The following is a 16,389-nucleotide window of genomic DNA, read 5'->3' as shown; positions in this document are numbered from 1 at the left end:
GCTACAATTTTCGGTCTTCTATTCGTGCAGCGACTGAACCACGCGATTTGCAATCGTGAGGCGTTCGGCAAGCGTCGTGGCGCAGAGGCGATGCACGAGAAGCGCCAGTTGCGGATCGGACTTTTCCATATGGCGCAATTGCTGGCGCACGAGGCGGTAGACGGTCGAGGGCACTTCGGCGACCACATCGGCCGTGCGCGGGCCGCCGCGATAGATCGCGATTTCCCCCAGCACCACGCCGGGCGTGACGGTGCGCAGCCGCAGGCGACGGCCATTGGGCAGGCGGGCCTCGACCTTGGCGCGCCCCTTCCACAGCAGGAAAAGATCGTCGCCAGCCTCGCCGGCACGGATAAACCGATCACCAGGCTCAAGCTCGATTTTTTCCATCGCAGCCACAAGATCCTGCAGACGTGCATTGGGGCCGATGGTGCGGGCGAGATAGTCCTCGACGTCGTTCCAGTTTGCCTCGCGGGGAAGGCTTGCAAGAAGCCGCTCCTCGCAGCGTTCCAGAGCATGGTCAAGATCGCGCTCGACCCGGACGCTCGGATCATCGACGACGTCGAGGCCGTTGCGCCTCAGTGCCGTCTCCACCTTGGCGTTCATGCCTGAGACAAGCAAGGTCACCTCGCTTGCCACCAGCATGTTGCGGATCTTCACGAAGGCGGCGCAGGCGGCGGCGTCCATGCCGCTGACACGGCGGAAATCAAGGATGACGAAGCGAAGCGATTGCTTCGTGCGATCGTTGAGCCGTCGGCGCACGGCCCCGATGATCTGCTCGACCGTGCCGAAGAAGAGGAATTCCTGCAGTTCGAGGACCTGAACCTGCTCGCCCTCCAGCGCCAGCACCGCATTTTCTGCGATCGGCCGGTCGACACTGGAGCGCCGCTCGCGGCCCGAGCTGTCCGCCCGGATGACAGAGAGGCTGGCATAGTTGTAGACGAAGGTGACGATGGAGAGGGCAAGCCCGAGCGCCATGCCGCCGATGAAGCCGAAGGCAATCATGCCGACGGGAATGGCGAGAACAACGAGCCATTCGCTCACCGGCAATTGCCGACGCGCGCCCCAGAGCCAGTCATGGATTAGTTCGAATCCGAGGGTCAGCATCAGTCCCGCAGCGATGAAATTCGGCATCGCGGCGGCGAGTTGGCCGGCAAAGGGCAGCATCACCAAGAGCACGACGGCGGTTGCGATCCCGACCCAACGGTTGTGTGCTCCCATGCGGTTGGCGAGCAAGGTCATGCTGAGGCCGCTGAAACCGGGGGCACCACCCAAACCGCCTGCCAGAAGATTGGCAATGCCGGCGATGCGCAGTTCGGCATCCGCGTCGATCTCCCGGCGGGTCGCGACTTCAAGGCCACTGGTGTTGAGCAGCACGCCGACCATGCTGAGCAGCGCCACCGAGGCAATGGCCGGCAGCGCCTGGGCGACCACGCCCCAATCGGCACCGGAGACGATGCCGAGCGGCGACGGCAAATGCAGACCGGAGGTCGGCGGCATGGATGGCAACCATTGCATCAGCCGTGCCTCTTCGGAGGTTACGCCGATGAAGGCCAGCATGGCATAGAACAAGAGGGCGCCCACCAGCATCACAAGAGGAGCCGTCACAGGATTGCTGGAATTCTTCAGCGCCAGCGTCAGCACGATGGCGAAGATCAGCGCGATGTAGAGGTTGGCGAGCGCCTGGTGGCCGAGCGGCTGGATGAGGAGATCGGACAAAGAGCGATCGCCGACGATCATCATCACAGCCCCCTGGATCAGCAAGAAACCGGAACCGGCCAGGAAACCGGCGACTACCGAAAACGGCATGAAACGGACGAGCTTGCCGAAACGGCAGATGCCGAAGATCCAGAAGATCGCGCCGGTCACGACCGCGCTGGTTCCGAGAATGGCAAAGGCGGTGTCGATCCGAAGGGCCTGCGAGCCCTCGACGAGCGCCGGTGCCGCCATGGCGGTGGAAATGGCCGTGGCGAGAATGGCGATGCTTGCCTCCTGCACCTGACCTACACTTGACGGGTAGCGGCTGCGCAGACCGATGAGCAACGCGATGACGACGCAGGAGAGCAGGATGACCGCGACACCCATGCCGAAGCCTGCGGCCAGTGGCCCTGTGAAAATGAGGGCAGCGAAGGCGATGCTGGTGCCGAGACCGTCGATGCCGGCGATTGCCGCAAAGAGCAATGGCGCGGCCGCGGTCGCAAGCCGTCCCTTCGGAACGAAACGGGGCGCCACGACGTCCGGTCCCGGCACAAGGGCGTCGACGGGAAGTTCCGGCTCGAATTTGGTGGTGCTGACGTTCACCGTGGCCATTCCTGCAAGCGGGCGGTCCATGCGCCAGTGGGGCGAGGAGTACGATGGATTGGTAGCCTTGGCCCCGTGGCCCGACAACGGGCCTGCCCCCGATCCGCCCAAACTTGGCCGATTGCGAATGCAGAAGCTGGAAACCCTTTGCGCCAAGCGGTTAAGGTCATTCGTGCAGCGCCTGGATCACGCGGTTGACGATGGTCAGTCGCTCCGAAAGCGCCGTTGCGCAAAGCAGATGTACGAGCACGGCGAGCTGCGGATCCGACTGTTCCAGCTGAAGAAGGTCTGCGCGTGCGAGGCGGTAGGCGGTGGAGGGCAGTTCGGCCACCACGTCGGCGGTGCGCGGTCCCTCCCGGTAGAGGGCGATTTCGCCCAGCACCACGCCCGGCATCACCGTGCGCAGGTGCAAGGTCCGGCCATTCGGCAGGCGGGCCTGGATCTTGGCCCGGCCCTTCCAGAGAAGAAATAGATCATCGCCGCTTTCGCCGGCGCGGATGATCCGATCCCCGGCGGCGAAGTCGATGCGCTGCATGACTGCAACGAGATCGTGAAGCCGCTCGTTTGGCCCGATCGTCCGAGCCAGGCAATCCTCGACATCCTGCCAGGCTTCCTCGCGGGGCAAGGCTTCGAGCAGGCTCTGTTCGCAACGCGCCAGGGCCTGATCGAGGTTGTCCATCAGCCACACCGCCGGGTCGTCATCGAGATCCACACCGTTGCGGCGGAGCGTGTTTTCGATCTCGGTCGACAAACCGCACAGGACCAGGACTGCGCCGCTGCCGGCGACGAGATTGCGGGTCTTGAGGAATGTCACGGCGGCGGCCGCGTCCATGCCGCTCACGCGGCGGAAATCGATGATGACGTGGCCAAGTTTCGGCCGCGCCTGGTCGCGCAGGCGCCGGCGGATACGATCCATCACATGTTCGGCGGTCCCGAAAAAGAGGAACTCCTGCAGTTCGAGCAGTTGAACCCGGTCGCCCTCCCGGTCGAGCAATTGGTTTTCCACGATCGGGCGGTCGACGCTCGATCGGCGTTCGCGGTTCGAGGTTTCGGCCCGGATGACGGAGAGGCTGGCGTAGTTGTAGACGAAGGTCACCACGGACAAAGCCAGGCCGAGGCCCATGCCGCCGAGGAAGCCGAAAGCGACCATTCCGAGCGGAATGGCAAGCACGGTCAGCCACTCACTGACGGATAGTTTCCGGCGCGCTTTCCACAGCCAGTCGTGCAGCAATTCGAAGCCGAGCGTCATCATCAGGCCGGCGGCGATGAAGATCGGCATGATGCCGGCAAGCTGGCTGGCGAAGGGCAGCATCACGACGAGAACCGCCGCAGTAGCAAGGCCGACCAACCGCGTGCGCGCGCCCATGCGATTGGCGAGCATGGTCATCGACAGGCTGGAAAAGCCGGGCGGTCCACCCAGCAGTCCGACGGCAATATTGGCGAGGCCGGCGGTGCGCATTTCCCGGTCCGCATCGATCTCGCGGCGTGTGGCGACTTCGAGGCCGCTGGTATTGAGCAGAAGGCCGATCATGCTGAGCAGCACGACGGAGGCAATGGCTGGAAGGGTTTGTGCGACGGCCAGCCAATCCGCCCCGGACAGGGTTTCGAGCGGCGACGGCAGGTTGAGACCCTGGGCTGTCGGCATGGCCGGAAGCCAGTGCAGGAGCCGGGCCTGCTCGACCGGCACCCCGAGGCTTGCGAGAAGCCCGTAGAAAAGCAAACCGCCCAGAAGCATGACGATGGGGCCGGTGGCCGGATGGGAAAGACGATCCAGGCTCACCTGCAGGATTGCGGCAAACAAAAATGAGACGATCAGATTGCCCGCTACCGGAAGACCTTGAGGCTGGATCAGACCCGCAAAGCCTCCCTCGCCGAGCACCATCATGACTGCGCCCTCAACCATCAGCGCGCCGGAGCCGGCCAGGAAGCCGGCGATAACCGAATAGGGCAGGAAGCGTATCAATCTGCCGAAGCGGAAGGCGCCGAAGATCCAAAAGAGGATGCCGGTGACGAGGCCACTCACCGCCAGGACGGCAAAAGCGGTGAGGATCTTCGTCTCGACCGGGGCGTCCGACATGGTCGAGGTTATCCCGGCGATCGCGGCCGCAAGGATGGCCACGCTCGGTTTGCGTACCTGACCGATGCTCGCCGGATGGGAGCTGAACAAGGCCATTGCAAGAACCAGCACGAGGCTGGACAACAGAATGAGACCAACGCCCATGCCGAAGCCTGCGGCAAGCGAGCCTGTGAAGATGAGGGCTGAAAAGGCGATACTGGTGCTGAGCCCGTCCATGCCGGCAATAAGGGCAAAGAAGAGCGAGGCCGCGAGGTTATTTGAACGATTCGACGGGACGGAGGATGGGACTGTCATGCATGCCGGTTGCTGCGGCGCGTCCGTGGCGTTGCCGATCGTGGGCTCTGACGCAGCGTCGGGTAAAGGTCCAGGCTGGCTTGTCGGCGTGTTAAGGGGCACCTGGGCATCTCATACAGGAGGCGCCCCGCAACCGGGGCGTTCCCATATTGGTAAACCTCACTTACGATCGGCAGCAACGGCACCTGGCTGATCAGCCCAGAAAAGGTCGCTGCAGTGCAGCATTTTCGTTTTCCCTTGAAAAGCAGTCGACCGCGCTGGCTTTCAGGGTTGATAAAGACCTGGCCCGCGCCTCAGCGAGGGCCGCTCGGACCCTTGGAGCGGGACAGAACCGCCGTGCCGAGGCGCTCGATTGCGCGGCGCAGGCTGTCGCTTTCGATCCCCTCCATAAGGGTTTCCAGATGCCGCGCCTTTTCGCCCTGCAACTTCTTCGGGACCGGGCGGCGCAGGGCGGCATTGGAGACCGGTTTCTGCAGGATGCGGATCTGGCCGATGGCGGGATAGCCGAAAAAGCCGTTGATGCGGGCGATCAGTTCGCCCTGGGCGTGAGAGAGGAAAAGCGCCCGGGCGCCTTCGCAGGCGATGGTCAACACACCCGGACGGTGACCACCGTCTTCGGCAAGATCGCCGCGCCTGGGCCAGGCGATCTTTTCCGGTCGGGTGCAATCGGCAAAACTTTCGCCGACAATATCCTCCCAGGAGCCGAGAAGCGCCGTATTGATGCCGGCGCGGCGCGCCAGCACCGGATCGACGATGCCATTGGCAATTTCGGAGATCTGGTTGGCACCCTTGCGGGTGAAACTGCGGCTTTCCATGGTCAACCGATCCTGTTCAAGCGCATGTGTTCGGCAGGCATTGCCCGGGCGCGAGACAAAACGACAGGGAAGACTGCAAGATTGTTTTCAGCCGGCGGTCTGTCGAATAGATGCATAGAAGACATGGCCCATGTTTCGGACAGAGGTAGACGGAAACGGAATGCATCACAAGACGAAGCCGGATGCCCGCACATTGTTGTCCTGGTATGACCGCCACCACCGTGAATTGCCGTGGCGAATCTCACCTCATGCCTCAAAACAGGGTGTGACCCCGGATCCCTATCACATCTGGATGTCGGAGGTGATGCTGCAGCAGACGACGGTTGCGGCAGTGAAGGCCTATTTTGCCAAGTTCATTGAGCGCTGGCCGACGGTGACGGATCTGGCTGAGGCGCCGAGCGAGGATGTCATGGCCGCCTGGGCGGGGCTCGGCTATTACGCCCGGGCGCGCAATCTGAAGAAATGCGCAGAAGCCGTGGCCTTTCAACATGCCGGCGTCTTCCCCGACACGGAAGAGGGTTTGCGGGCGCTGCCCGGCATCGGCGACTATACCTCGGCGGCGGTCGCTGCGATTGCCTTCAATCGTCCTTCGGCGGTCATGGACGGCAATGTGGAGCGGGTGATCTCGCGGCTCTTTGCCATCGATGCGCCGCTGCCGGGGTCGAAGCCGCAGATGAAGGCGAAGGTGGCCGAACTCACCCCGACCGACCGGCCGGGCGATTTTGCCCAAGCGATGATGGATCTGGGCGCGACGATCTGTACGCCGAAGCGCCCGGCCTGCGCGCTCTGTCCGTTCAATGATGCCTGCATGGCGCTTGCCTCCGACGAACCGGAGCGCTTTCCGGTCAAGGCGGCGAAGAAGGCAAAGCCTGTGCGGCTGGGGGCCGCTTTCATCGCGGTCGACCGGGATGGGCGGCTGTTGCTGCGCAAGCGGGCGGAAAGCGGGCTGCTGGGCGGCATGACGGAAGTGCCCACGACGGACTGGACGTCGCGGCAGGATGGCGAAACCGGCACCGACGCCGCCCCCTTCCCCGCCGACTGGCAGCCGGCCGGCGCGATCAGCCACGTCTTCACCCATTTCGAACTGAGGCTCTCGATTTTCAGGGCCGGACCGATCAACCTGCCTGCGGGCGATCACGGTTTCTGGGTTCCCGTTGTGGAACTTGATGGGGAAGCGCTGCCGACTGTCATGAAGAAGGCAATTGTGGCGGCTATTCCAACGGCCTTTCCAACTTCCAAGGGATAAAACATGACCGAGATTCGCCACATCGTCTTCGACATTGGCAAGGTGCTGATCCATTACGATCCGAACCTGCCGTTTCAGCGGATCATCCCCGATCCGGACGAACGGGCGGAATTCTTCGCGACCGTCTGCACCCATGACTGGAACATCGAGCAGGATCGCGGCCGCAGTTGGGCGGAGGCCGAAGACCTGCTGATCGACGAATTTCCGGAGCACGAGGAGCAGATCCGCGCCTTTCGCCGCTACTGGTCCGAAATGGTGCCGCATGCCTATGAGGACAGCGTCGCCGTCATGACGGGACTGATCGAGGCCGGCCATGACGTGACAATGCTGACCAATTTCGCTGCCGATACTTTTGCCGAAGCCCGAAAGATGTATCCGTTCCTGAATGCACCACGCGGTGTCACGGTGTCAGGCGAAGTGGGCCTGATCAAGCCGGATGTGGCGATCTATCAGCGTCATGCCACGGATTTCGGCCTGGAGCCGGCGCACAGCGTCTTCATCGACGATAGCCTCCCGAACGTCGAAGGTGCCCGCGCTGCCGGCTGGCAGGCCGTGCATTTTACCGGCGCCGAACAGCTGAAGGCGGATCTGCGGGCGCTGGGCGTCGAGGTTTGATCGGCGTCTCATAAGTTGGGAAAAATAGGCGCGGGTGGAGTTGGCGGACCCCAACCCGCGCCAGTTCGGTCGCGAACGACCGAATTGTTTGCGGTCGGCGTCGATCGACTGACGTTACGTCCGCTTATGTGTGAAGCGGTGTTACGGCCATCGGCTTGTCCGAAACTGTTCCCTGTGACTAGATACGGTAAACTCGTCACAAAGGCAGGCGCCGATTCCGCGCCTGCTCTTCCCGCCCCTCACCTGCTCTTAAGCCGTCTCCGGAGAATTCATGTCTTTCGATCCCGTTTCTGCTGCCCGCACTTTCCACGAGGCGATCAATGCGCTCGACTTCGACACGATCGACGCCTTCTTTGCCGAGGATGCCGTCTATGGATCGGTGAAGGTCGGCCAGCTCTCCGGCAAGACCGAGATCATGGCGGCGTTCCGGCGCTATTTCGAGACCTATCCCGACCAAGTGGCCGTCGATGAACTGACCGAGGCGGTGTCGCCGATGGCGGCGCGGGCCGTGTGGCGGCTGAAGGCGACGCATTCGGAGACGGGCGAGCCGCTTGTGCGTTTCGGTGAGGAGACGATCACCTTCAACGATGAAGGCAAGATCATCTCGGTGGATGTGACCGACTATAAAGTCTGAGGGTCACGTCGGCCGCCTTCGGCGCCATACCCAACGAGAAAACGCGCGACTGGGAACAGGGTGGTCGTTGAAAGAAGGCGCCGGCCTTCTCGTTCGTCATGCTCGGGCTTGCCCCGAGCATCTACAACCCTTTGATTTTTATTTAACCTTGGCAGATCCTCGGCACGGGGGCCGAGGATGACGCGGCATTGCCGACATGTCGTGCCGGGGATTGGCGCCAGCGTGATCGGCAGGCGCCAATTGTCTTCACCGGCTGCAACCTCAGTCGAGCTTATTCATGCCGGCGCGGACGATAGTACGCAGATCGTCGATCGGCTTCAGCGCGCCCTTTTCTTCGAAGTGCCAGAAGGTCCAGCCGTTGCAGGCGTCGAGCCCCTGCACCTTGGCGCCGAGACGATGGATGGAGCCGGCTTCGCCGTTCGAAACCAGCGTTCCATCGGCGCGGATAATCGCCGAATGGCGGCGCTTGGCGTCGGTCAGCACCTGGCCGGGCTTGACCAGGCCGCTTTCGACCAGCGTGTTGAACGCGACGCGGGCCTCGCCCTTCTTGCCGGTCAGGACTGTCAGTTCGACCTTACCCAAAGGCTCGACGGCGGCGATGCGGGCGGAGGCCGCGTCGATATAGTCCTGCTCGCGCTCAATGCCAACGAAATGACGGCCGAGGCGCTTGGCAACGGCCCCTGTCGTGCCGGAGCCGAAGAAGGGATCGAGCACGATGTCGCCCGGCTTGGTCGACGCCATGATGACGCGGGCGAGAAGCGCTTCCGGCTTCTGGGTCGGATGGACCTTCTTGCCGTCGTCGCCCTTCAGCCGCTCGCCGCCCGAGCAGATCGGGAAAAGCCAGTCAGAGCGCATCTGCACGTCGTCGTTCGATGCCTTCATCGCATCGTAATTGAAGGTGTAACCCTTGGCCTTCGGATCGGGCGAGGCCCAGATCATGGTTTCATGGGCGTTCTGGAAACGGCGGCCCTTGAAGTTCGGCATCGGGTTGGTCTTGCGCCAGACGATGTCGTTTAGGATCCAGAAATTCATGTCCTGCAACGTCGCACCGACGCGGAAAATGTTGTGGTAGGAGCCGATGACCCAGATCGTGCCGGTCGGCTTCAAGACGCGGCGGCAGGCGAGTAGCCAGGCGCGGGTGAAGGCGTCATAGGCCTCGAAGGAGGCGAACTGGTCCCATTCGTCGTCGCAGGCATCGACGAGCGACTGGTCCGGGCGATGCAGGGCGCCGCCAAGCTGCAGGTTGTACGGTGGATCGGCAAAGATGACGTCGACGGATTTGTCGGGAAGGGCTTCGAGGGCGGACACGCAATCGCCCTTGATGATGCTGTCGACCCAGGCAAGCGGGTCGGACGAACGGCGGAGTTCGGCAATCGGAAATACAGAAGCCATCGGTTACTCACTCTTACGCTGACGCAGCACGGGACACGAGGCTTATGGTTACCGAAGTTGGTTACTGAAGCGTGAAGAGGGGGAGAGAATTTGTGCGGGGGTGGGATGGGGGGCAGACGATCCCGAAAAGTAGAAACGCCGCTTGCAGGCAACCACTGCATGAAGCACTGTTGTCGTGGTTACAAGCCAGCGACAGGAGAACCGCTTGCCCCAAGCTCTTCTCGACCACCCATCACTGAAGGCGCTGCGCAAGCGATCGCGTTTAGCTCGAATTCATCTGCGCAAAGTCCAAAACAATTGGAATTGTCGCGTAAGTTCCGCAAGCCAACTTCGCGGGATGACTGCGATGGACCACGTGTGACTGTCGGCCTGATCCGAGTGGGCACCTTTTTCGCCATCGTCGCGATAGCATCTTACTTCGTTTGGGAGATCTTTAGCGAGAGCGCTGCTCTCAGCCGGCTCAATGCAACGGCAGAGATTTTCACGTACCCCAATCGATGCGCAGCAGACGGCACCCCCATCGAAACAGGTCAGCCAAACTGCGTCGATCTTGGCCGTTACGTCTTCATCCATGGTCCCGTGAACATAGTCATTAAAAGAGCCTGCTCCGGAACTCCTGCTCGTGTACTGACATTTGAGCCGGGTCAGGTCTCTAGGAGGGAAATTCATTCAGCCTGGAAGAGCCTGCAGGCATATCCCCGGAGCAGGACCAAATCTCCTTGCTGAGGAAGCGACCGGCCGGAGGGAGCGGTCCTCATCCGGCACTACGCGCCACCTTCCCCGCCGGGGAGAAAAGCCCGCCACCGCCCGGCATCCCAAGCCTTCACCACCGCCTTCTTGGCCTGCGCCCGCCAGACGCGGGTGAGGTTTTCCCGCGCCCATTCGATGTCGAGGTGATTAGGGTGGGCGAGCACCATCGGGTGCGGCCGGTGGTGGTCGGTGGTGAAGAAGGTGTCGGGATCGATCTCGATCAGGTGGTCGCGCTCCTCGAAGGGCACCTTGAAGACCGGACAGTCATGGGTCGGGTTCCAGAAGAGCATGGCCTTGCCGTTGACCTTGAACGAGGGCGATCCCCAGGAGGTGGTTTCCTCCGTTGTCGGCAGAGCGAGAATGATCTGGCGCAGGGTGTCGAGGGTGATCATGATGGGCCTCCAGGGGGGGGCAGTCTGCCAGAGGTCGCCGGACGTGTCATCTGCTGGGGCATCTGCCCCTCATCCGCCCTTCGGGCACCTTCTCCCCGCAGGCGGGAGAAGGGAAGTCACCAGCCTACATCTCCACCCGCACGCCGACATAACCACCGTCTGCTACATGATCGCAAAGCCCCGACCATTCGCAGCCGGAACAGGCGGTGCGGATCTCTCCGGTGGCGAAGGTTTTTCTGAGGCGGGAGAGGAGAGCCGGGGTTGGCGTGATGCGGGCGCCGAGCGGCAGCGGGCTGCCGAGCAGGCGGGCGACGGCGACGGCCGCCTCGTGGTCGCGCTCCACGACGCTCGGTCCATGGCAATGGGCCTTTGCATCTGCGGTCAGCGGTGCACAGATATCGTCCGGCCCGGCCACCAGCTCGATCTCCTCGCCGGACGACAGACGGGCGGCGATCGCTTCGTAATTCTCGACGAAGGCCGGCGAATAGCCTTTGCCGACATAGGTCAGCATGCATAGGAGATGGTGGGGGCGGAGCCGGACGGTCATGGAGGTTTCCGAAATGGCGTTGGTCCCCGTTCCGACAAAACAGTCGGGGCGGCGAGGTGGTGGCCGGAACGGATTATCTTCATTGCCAGGCGGGCTCAAGGCCGGAACCGCCACCCGCGCTCAGCCATGCCTCGCCCGGCTGTCCTCAGGCGCCTCCTCACGTTCAGCAAGCCCGTAATCGCGCAGCACATGGGCGACACGCAGCCGGTAATCAGCAAGCAAGCCGCCGCGACCTGCCCCTTGCGCGGCGCGATGGTCGGGCGTCTCGCGCCAGCGGCGGACGGCGTCTTCGTCGCGCCAGAAGGACAGCGAGAGCAGTTTTCCCCGGGTCGTGAGGCTTTCGAAGCGTTCGACGGAGATGAAGCCGTCGGTCGCCTCCAGTTGCCTGCGCAAGTCGCCGGCGAGATCGAGGTAACGGTGGCGCTCGCCGATGAAGGGCGTGACTTCGAAGATGACGGCGATCATGGCTGCAGCGTCCGGGACGGCGGATGCGAGACGTTTTTGAGGAAGAGCCGGTCTTCCTTCAGGATGAAGCGGGCGTTCCTGGCAAATTCGTAGTTGGCCCTGCCGAGGGGATCGGCGGCGAGCCTTGTGCGATAGGCCTCGTAGGCTGCGAGGTTTTCGATGTTGTAGATGCCATAGGCGGTGGTCGCCGATCCCTCATGCGGGGCGAAATAGCCGATGAGATCGGCGCCGCAGCGGGGGATCGCCTCGCCCCAGTTGCGGGCGTAAGTTGCGAAGTCGTCGCGGCCGAACGGGTCGATGTGATAGCGGATGATGCAGGTGATCATGAAAGCGTCCTCGTTGATGACGAGGCGGTTCTGGCATGACGGCACCGGGTGATGCTTCGATCGGGATCGAAGTTTCAGGCGAGCCAATAAATAGCACACTTCGACGACCATCGAAGCATCTGCTACAGTTGGGAGCGATAATGCTGCCAGAAACAACCGGAGGACATCATGGCGGAAGGTCCCGACATTGCACGCATCGCGGCGCTGATCGGCGATCCGGCACGATCGAACATGCTGCTCGCGCTTCTCGGCGGCAAGGCACTGACGGCGACCGAGCTGGCGGGGGCGGCGGGGGTGACGGTCCAGACGGCGAGTTCGCATCTGGCAAAACTGCAGGAGGGCGGTTTGCTGTTGCCGCGCAAGCAGGGGCGGCACCGCTATTTCGCACTGGCCGATGACGAGGTTGGCGCGATGATCGAGAGCTTGATGGGTTTTGCCGCAAGCCGTGGGGCGCTGCGGCACCGGATCGGGCCGAAGGAGCCGGAATTGCGGAAAGCGCGGATCTGCTACGACCATCTCGCCGGCGATTATGGCGTGCGGATGCTGGACAGCCTGATTGCCCAAGGCGCGATCAAAGCCGAGGACGAAGCGCTGACACTGACAGCTGAGGGCGAGCGCCTGCTGAGAGCACGGGGCTTCGATATCGGCAGCCTCAGGGCCCGGCGCCGTCCGCTCTGCCGGGCCTGCCTCGACTGGAGCGAGCGGCGGACACATCTCGCGGGCACACTCGGCGCGGCACTTCTTTCGCATTTTCTCGACAAAGGCCAAGCGCGCCGCGTTGAGGACAGCCGCATCATCCGCTTCTCACGCGAGGGCGAGCGGCAGTTTCTGGCGCTGTTCCCCCTGCCGGGCTGAAAGACACAAGGGAATAGGCGACACCTTGAAAAGATACCGACCATACGGTATGTTTTGGGCGGTCCAATCCGGAGCGCCGTCATGAACCCTGTTCTAACTGCCTATGCCGCGCTTGCAGTCGCGATCCTGTTCGAAGTCATCGGAACGACGCTGCTGCAGAAATCGGCGCAGTTCACCAAGTTGCTGCCGACGTTCGGCATGGTGGTCTTCTACGTGGCGTCCTTCTATCTCCTGTCGCAGGCGCTCAAGCAGCTGCCGCTCGGCATTGCCTATGCCATGTGGAGCGGGCTCGGCATCGTGCTCACGGCGCTGGTCAGCGTCTTCGTCTTAAAGCAAAGCCTTGATCTTGCGGCCTTTGCCGGCATGGGACTGATCATTGCAGGCGTGATCGTCATGAACACGCTGTCAAACACGGTGTCTCATTGATGGTCCGGGCCGCCTCCCCTTCCGAACCGCCTTTGTCGGCCCATCACCGCAAGAAACAGCCGGAACAGGTGCGCCGGGCGCTGCTCGACTGCGCTGCCCGGATCGCCGCCGAAGAAGGGGCTGCCGCCATCACCATCCAGGCAGTGGCGACACGGGCGGGAGTGACCAAGGGCGGGCTGCTGCATCACTTCGACAGCAAGCAGGCGCTGCTAGCGGCCGTCTTTGCCGATCTGCTCGACCAACTCGACCAGGAAATCGATCGCTCGATGGCAACGGATGCAAACGCCGAAGGGCGCTTCACCCGCGCCTATGTACGGGCCTGTTTCGCCAACCGGCCCCTCGGGGCGCAGAGCCTCTGGGCAGCACTTGCGGTGTCGATCGTCTCTGAACCGGCCTTGAAGGCCCTATGGTCCGGGTGGCTGGACGCACGCCAGGCGCGGCATCACGATACCGATGGGGACCCGATCTTTACCGTCGTGCGGCTGGCGGCCGACGGTGTATGGCTGGCAGATGTGCTCGAGAAGGCCGACGGCTTGAAGCGTTATCCGCATTCGCTCGAGGCAAGGCTTCTAGCACTGGCGGGCGGCTAGAGTCTCCCTTGAGATTCCGGTCAGAGAGCAATTGCTGGCCCTGATTGACCACAGCACACCAGCCCTGCAGCCAGCGTGATTGTTCTCCGCGTCCCGATCGTGTAGGGAGCGGCCATCCCTCACCGCCACCACGGATCATCCCATGAGCAGTTTCGAGCTTACCCTTTTCGATTGCGACGGCGTTCTCGTCGATTCCGAGATCATTGCCGCCAAGGTGGAATCGAAGCTTCTGACGGAGGCGGGTTATCCGATCTCGGTCGAGGAAATGGGCGAGCGCTTTGCCGGCATGACCTGGAAGAACATTCTCCTGTCGATCGAGAAGGAAGTCGATATTCCGCTGTCGGCCAGCCTGATCGACAAGTCCGAACAACTTCTGGACCAGCGGCTGGCCCGCGAGGTCAAGGCGATAGACGGTATCCAGTTCGCCCTGTCGCGGATCAAGGGGCCGCGCTGCATCTGCTCGAATTCATCTTCGCACCGGCTGGACATGATGCTCAGCAAGGTGGGGCTGAAGGAGCATTTTGCCCCGCATATCTATTCGGCCAAGGATCTGGGCGCCGATCGCGTGAAGCCAAAGCCCGATATTTTCCTGCATGGCGCCAAGCAGTTCAACGTCAGCCCCTCGCGCTGTGTGGTGGTCGAGGATTCCGTGCATGGCGTGCATGCCGCGCGCGAGGCCGGCATGCGGGTGATCGGCTTTACCGGGGCGTCGCACACCTATCCGTCGCATGCCGACAAGCTGACGGATGCGGGTGCTGAAACGGTGATCGCGCGGATGAGCGATCTGCCGGGCGTGATTGCCGCCATGGAAGAGTGGGAAGGCGCGTTCTGAGCCAATCTTCGGAAACGCTCAGGTCCGGATCGTGAGGGCGCCGGGCACGATTTCTGCGACGAAACCGCCGCGAATGGGGCTTTCGCCATCGACTTCGACCGGGAAGCGGTTCGGATCCTGCGGCCGGAGCTCGATGCGCCGCCCGCGGTGAAAGCTGAGAAGCGGATGGCCGAGATGACCGGCGGAATAGAGGCTCTTCAGTAAACCGAGCAGGCCAATCACCGTTTCCTCGCGCATCACGGCGATGTCGAAGAAGCCATCCGCCAAATCGGCCTGCGGGGTAACATGCATGCCACCGCCGAACCAGGCGCCGTTGGCGATGGCCGCGATCGCCAGGCGCCCTTCATGCACCCGCATACCGTCGACCAGAATGTCAAAGGCATAAGGACGGTATCTCAGGATGGCGAGGACCGAGAAGACGAGGAAACGCAGAGGGCCGCCCAGGATCTTGCGCCGTCCGGGGGCATTGACCGCATCGACGATCTCGCCGGAAATGCCAACGCTTGCGATGTTGGCAAAGTAGCGGCGCTGCTCGCGTCCCTCGGCATCGCGCGCCAAAAGCAATCCGGCATCCATCTTGCGGGGGGCGGCTGCGGCGATGCGGCGGGCGATTTCAGCCGGATCCTTTGGGAGGGCGAAATTGCGAACGAAATCGCAGCCGGTGCCGATCGGCAAAAAGGCAAGCGGCGTGTCCGGCCGGCCGGAGGTCAGAACGCCATGGACGACATCGCTGATGGTGCCGTCACCGCCGGCGACGATGATCAGCTCGCATCCGCGCTCTGCCTCTGCCCGCGCCAGACGGATGGCATCGCCGCTGGAGCGGCTTTCATGCACTTCAAGGCCAGGAAATTGTGCGACGAAAGCACCATGCGCGGCATGCCAAGCCTTGCCATGCTTGCCGCCACCGGCGACCGGGTTCCTGATGATGCTAACCTTCAACGCCTCTGCTCCCCCACCACCGGGTCAACCGACGGCCATGCGTGTGCGCGACAGCTTACTCGCCGCCGCGCGTCAGCACAGTATAGATCGGGGAAGTTACTTTTTCTTTTTGGCCGTATCGAAGCCGATATAGACGCGGGTCAGGTTGGACACATTGCCGGGGACGGTAACCTGGCGGCTGTAGACGAATTGGGTCGGCTGGTTCACGTCGGCAAGCGAGACAGAATACTGCTCGACTTCGGAATAGACTTCCTGATCGCCGTCGATGACCGTGATGCGGATCGGCACGTTGAGCGACCCGGCCTTGCCCTGCGGTCCGGAAATCGTCCGCCCCTGGACCAGCGCGTTGATGGTGAGCGTGGTGTCGGTACGGGAGCAGGAGCGCGTCGTATCGGCAAGCGAGACCTGGAAGACGACATCCTTCGGATCCTCGCTCTTTGCCTTGGCATAGGTGCGGTAGAAAGCGGTGCCGTCACGCATAGCGATCTGCGGGCAAAAGCCTTGAACCACCGGCTGCACAGATCCGTTTTCAGCGATCTGCATTTGCGGTTGGGCGGCGGGCTGTGCTGCGGTTTCCGGCGAGGAGAGGCCGAGGCTAGACCCCATGCTGCCGGCATTGCAGCCACCGAGCGCCATCATCAGCGAAACGACCAAGACACCACGCGACACGTTTACAGACACGAGATTTCACCTTCCGCATGCACGGCCGAAAAAGCCGGGAACCAGTCAAACTTGAGGCTTTTCAGCGCCCTTGCGGATGGTCTATACCAGCGGCCACGACAAAAATCGATTGGGTAGCCGGCAATTTGAGTCAATTTTCGATCTGCCTGCACAAACCCGTCTCGCCGCCGCCGGGCCACCTTGTGGCCGGCACTGCCGGGCTTGCGAAATTCACA

The 16,389-nt window shown here is 62.6% G+C and carries 17 protein-coding genes; 7 read left to right on the top strand and 10 right to left on the bottom strand.

Annotated features, from left to right (window positions below):
- Positions 1 to 18: 18 nt before the first annotated feature.
- The 3 genes from FJQ55_RS05030 to FJQ55_RS05020 all read right to left on the bottom strand — a co-directional run bounded on the left by FJQ55_RS05030 (position 19) and on the right by FJQ55_RS05020 (position 5,484).
- On the bottom strand, positions 19 to 2,298 hold the full coding sequence (locus FJQ55_RS05030; protein ID WP_208758180.1) for a SulP family inorganic anion transporter: 2,280 nt from the start codon (positions 2,296 to 2,298) through the stop codon (positions 19 to 21).
- Between the two features lie 166 nt (positions 2,299 to 2,464).
- Positions 2,465 to 4,669, bottom strand: coding sequence for an SLC26A/SulP transporter family protein (locus FJQ55_RS05025; RefSeq protein ID WP_140826586.1), 2,205 nt, complete (start codon positions 4,667 to 4,669; stop codon positions 2,465 to 2,467).
- 293 nt (positions 4,670 to 4,962) lie between these two features.
- Positions 4,963 to 5,484, bottom strand: a complete 522-nt coding sequence (locus FJQ55_RS05020; RefSeq protein ID WP_140826585.1) for a DUF721 domain-containing protein — start codon at positions 5,482 to 5,484, stop codon at positions 4,963 to 4,965.
- 160 nt (positions 5,485 to 5,644) lie between these two features.
- Between FJQ55_RS05020 and mutY the strand changes: the two genes are divergently transcribed.
- The 3 genes from mutY (at position 5,645) to FJQ55_RS05005 (ending at position 7,979) form a co-directional block, all read left to right on the top strand.
- Positions 5,645 to 6,730, top strand: a complete 1,086-nt coding sequence (gene mutY, locus FJQ55_RS05015) for an A/G-specific adenine glycosylase (protein WP_140826584.1) — start codon at positions 5,645 to 5,647, stop codon at positions 6,728 to 6,730.
- Positions 6,731 to 6,733: 3 nt separating this feature from the next.
- Positions 6,734 to 7,345 (top strand): HAD family hydrolase, encoded by a 612-nt coding sequence (locus tag FJQ55_RS05010; RefSeq protein ID WP_140826583.1) that lies wholly within the window; start codon positions 6,734 to 6,736, stop codon positions 7,343 to 7,345.
- Positions 7,346 to 7,616: 271 nt separating this feature from the next.
- Positions 7,617 to 7,979: a nuclear transport factor 2 family protein gene (locus tag FJQ55_RS05005; protein WP_140826582.1), complete on the top strand. Its 363-nt coding sequence runs from the start codon at positions 7,617 to 7,619 to the stop codon at positions 7,977 to 7,979.
- Between the two features lie 261 nt (positions 7,980 to 8,240).
- Here the strand turns inward: FJQ55_RS05005 and FJQ55_RS05000 are convergent, their stop codons facing one another.
- From FJQ55_RS05000 to FJQ55_RS04980, 5 genes are all read right to left on the bottom strand, one after another.
- A complete protein-coding gene (locus tag FJQ55_RS05000) occupies positions 8,241 to 9,371 on the bottom strand; it encodes a site-specific DNA-methyltransferase (protein ID WP_140826581.1) in 1,131 nt (376 codons plus the stop codon).
- Between the two features lie 764 nt (positions 9,372 to 10,135).
- A complete protein-coding gene (locus FJQ55_RS04995; protein WP_140826580.1) occupies positions 10,136 to 10,513 on the bottom strand; it encodes an MmcQ/YjbR family DNA-binding protein in 378 nt (125 codons plus the stop codon).
- A gap of 124 nt (positions 10,514 to 10,637) precedes the next feature.
- A complete protein-coding gene (locus tag FJQ55_RS04990) occupies positions 10,638 to 11,060 on the bottom strand; it encodes a DUF1284 domain-containing protein (RefSeq protein WP_140826579.1) in 423 nt (140 codons plus the stop codon).
- A 120-nt stretch (positions 11,061 to 11,180) separates the two neighbouring features.
- Positions 11,181 to 11,525 carry an antibiotic biosynthesis monooxygenase family protein gene (locus FJQ55_RS04985; RefSeq protein WP_140826578.1) on the bottom strand — a complete coding sequence of 115 codons (345 nt, stop codon included), beginning with the start codon at positions 11,523 to 11,525 and terminating at the stop codon, positions 11,181 to 11,183.
- A complete protein-coding gene (locus FJQ55_RS04980; RefSeq protein WP_140826577.1) occupies positions 11,522 to 11,851 on the bottom strand; it encodes an NIPSNAP family protein in 330 nt (109 codons plus the stop codon). Before FJQ55_RS04980 ends, FJQ55_RS04985 begins: the two co-directional genes overlap by 4 nt.
- Positions 11,852 to 12,019: 168 nt before the next feature.
- Here FJQ55_RS04980 and FJQ55_RS04975 point away from each other — a divergent pair, with 168 nt between their 5' ends.
- From FJQ55_RS04975 to FJQ55_RS04960, 4 genes are all read left to right on the top strand, one after another.
- Complete coding sequence (locus tag FJQ55_RS04975) at positions 12,020 to 12,706, top strand: ArsR/SmtB family transcription factor (protein ID WP_140826576.1); 687 nt, start codon at positions 12,020 to 12,022, stop codon at positions 12,704 to 12,706.
- An 81-nt stretch (positions 12,707 to 12,787) separates the two neighbouring features.
- Positions 12,788 to 13,132: a DMT family transporter gene (locus tag FJQ55_RS04970; RefSeq protein WP_140826575.1), complete on the top strand. Its 345-nt coding sequence runs from the start codon at positions 12,788 to 12,790 to the stop codon at positions 13,130 to 13,132.
- The gene (locus FJQ55_RS04965) at positions 13,132 to 13,722 is read left to right on the top strand and encodes a TetR/AcrR family transcriptional regulator (protein ID WP_140826574.1); all 591 of its coding nucleotides are present in this window, start codon (positions 13,132 to 13,134) and stop codon (positions 13,720 to 13,722) included. The genes FJQ55_RS04970 and FJQ55_RS04965 overlap by 1 nt, the downstream gene beginning before the upstream one ends.
- A 142-nt stretch (positions 13,723 to 13,864) precedes the next feature.
- The gene (locus FJQ55_RS04960) at positions 13,865 to 14,554 is read left to right on the top strand and encodes an HAD family hydrolase (RefSeq protein WP_140826573.1); all 690 of its coding nucleotides are present in this window, start codon (positions 13,865 to 13,867) and stop codon (positions 14,552 to 14,554) included.
- Positions 14,555 to 14,572: 18 nt separating this feature from the next.
- Here the strand turns inward: FJQ55_RS04960 and FJQ55_RS04955 are convergent, their stop codons facing one another.
- A complete protein-coding gene (locus FJQ55_RS04955; protein ID WP_140826572.1) occupies positions 14,573 to 15,493 on the bottom strand; it encodes a diacylglycerol/lipid kinase family protein in 921 nt (306 codons plus the stop codon).
- A gap of 96 nt (positions 15,494 to 15,589) precedes the next feature.
- Entirely contained in the window at positions 15,590 to 16,174 is a 585-nt protein-coding gene (locus tag FJQ55_RS04950) for a hypothetical protein (protein WP_140826571.1), read from the bottom strand.
- Positions 16,175 to 16,389: the final 215 nt, after the last annotated feature.

The organism is Rhizobium glycinendophyticum (assembly GCF_006443685.1).
Classification (GTDB): domain Bacteria; phylum Pseudomonadota; class Alphaproteobacteria; order Rhizobiales; family Rhizobiaceae; genus Allorhizobium; species Allorhizobium glycinendophyticum.
Note: the sequence above shows the minus strand (reverse complement) of the source record. Positions and strands in the feature narration are given on the sequence as shown.

What these genes read in the sequence shown, in the direction of transcription:
- FJQ55_RS05025 (WP_140826586.1), bottom strand. Translation starts at nt 4,669, where the DNA reads ATGACAGTCCCATCCTCCGTCCCGTCGAATCGTTCAAATAACCTCGCG.
- FJQ55_RS05020 (WP_140826585.1), bottom strand. Translation starts at nt 5,484, where the DNA reads ATGGAAAGCCGCAGTTTCACCCGCAAGGGTGCCAACCAGATCTCCGAA.
- mutY (WP_140826584.1), top strand. Translation starts at nt 5,645, where the DNA reads ATGCATCACAAGACGAAGCCGGATGCCCGCACATTGTTGTCCTGGTAT.
- FJQ55_RS05010 (WP_140826583.1), top strand. Translation starts at nt 6,734, where the DNA reads ATGACCGAGATTCGCCACATCGTCTTCGACATTGGCAAGGTGCTGATC.
- FJQ55_RS05005 (WP_140826582.1), top strand. Translation starts at nt 7,617, where the DNA reads ATGTCTTTCGATCCCGTTTCTGCTGCCCGCACTTTCCACGAGGCGATC.
- FJQ55_RS05000 (WP_140826581.1), bottom strand. Translation starts at nt 9,371, where the DNA reads ATGGCTTCTGTATTTCCGATTGCCGAACTCCGCCGTTCGTCCGACCCG.
- FJQ55_RS04995 (WP_140826580.1), bottom strand. Translation starts at nt 10,513, where the DNA reads ATGATCACCCTCGACACCCTGCGCCAGATCATTCTCGCTCTGCCGACA.
- FJQ55_RS04990 (WP_140826579.1), bottom strand. Translation starts at nt 11,060, where the DNA reads ATGACCGTCCGGCTCCGCCCCCACCATCTCCTATGCATGCTGACCTAT.
- FJQ55_RS04985 (WP_140826578.1), bottom strand. Translation starts at nt 11,525, where the DNA reads ATGATCGCCGTCATCTTCGAAGTCACGCCCTTCATCGGCGAGCGCCAC.
- FJQ55_RS04980 (WP_140826577.1), bottom strand. Translation starts at nt 11,851, where the DNA reads ATGATCACCTGCATCATCCGCTATCACATCGACCCGTTCGGCCGCGAC.
- FJQ55_RS04975 (WP_140826576.1), top strand. Translation starts at nt 12,020, where the DNA reads ATGGCGGAAGGTCCCGACATTGCACGCATCGCGGCGCTGATCGGCGAT.
- FJQ55_RS04970 (WP_140826575.1), top strand. Translation starts at nt 12,788, where the DNA reads ATGAACCCTGTTCTAACTGCCTATGCCGCGCTTGCAGTCGCGATCCTG.
- FJQ55_RS04965 (WP_140826574.1), top strand. Translation starts at nt 13,132, where the DNA reads ATGGTCCGGGCCGCCTCCCCTTCCGAACCGCCTTTGTCGGCCCATCAC.
- FJQ55_RS04960 (WP_140826573.1), top strand. Translation starts at nt 13,865, where the DNA reads ATGAGCAGTTTCGAGCTTACCCTTTTCGATTGCGACGGCGTTCTCGTC.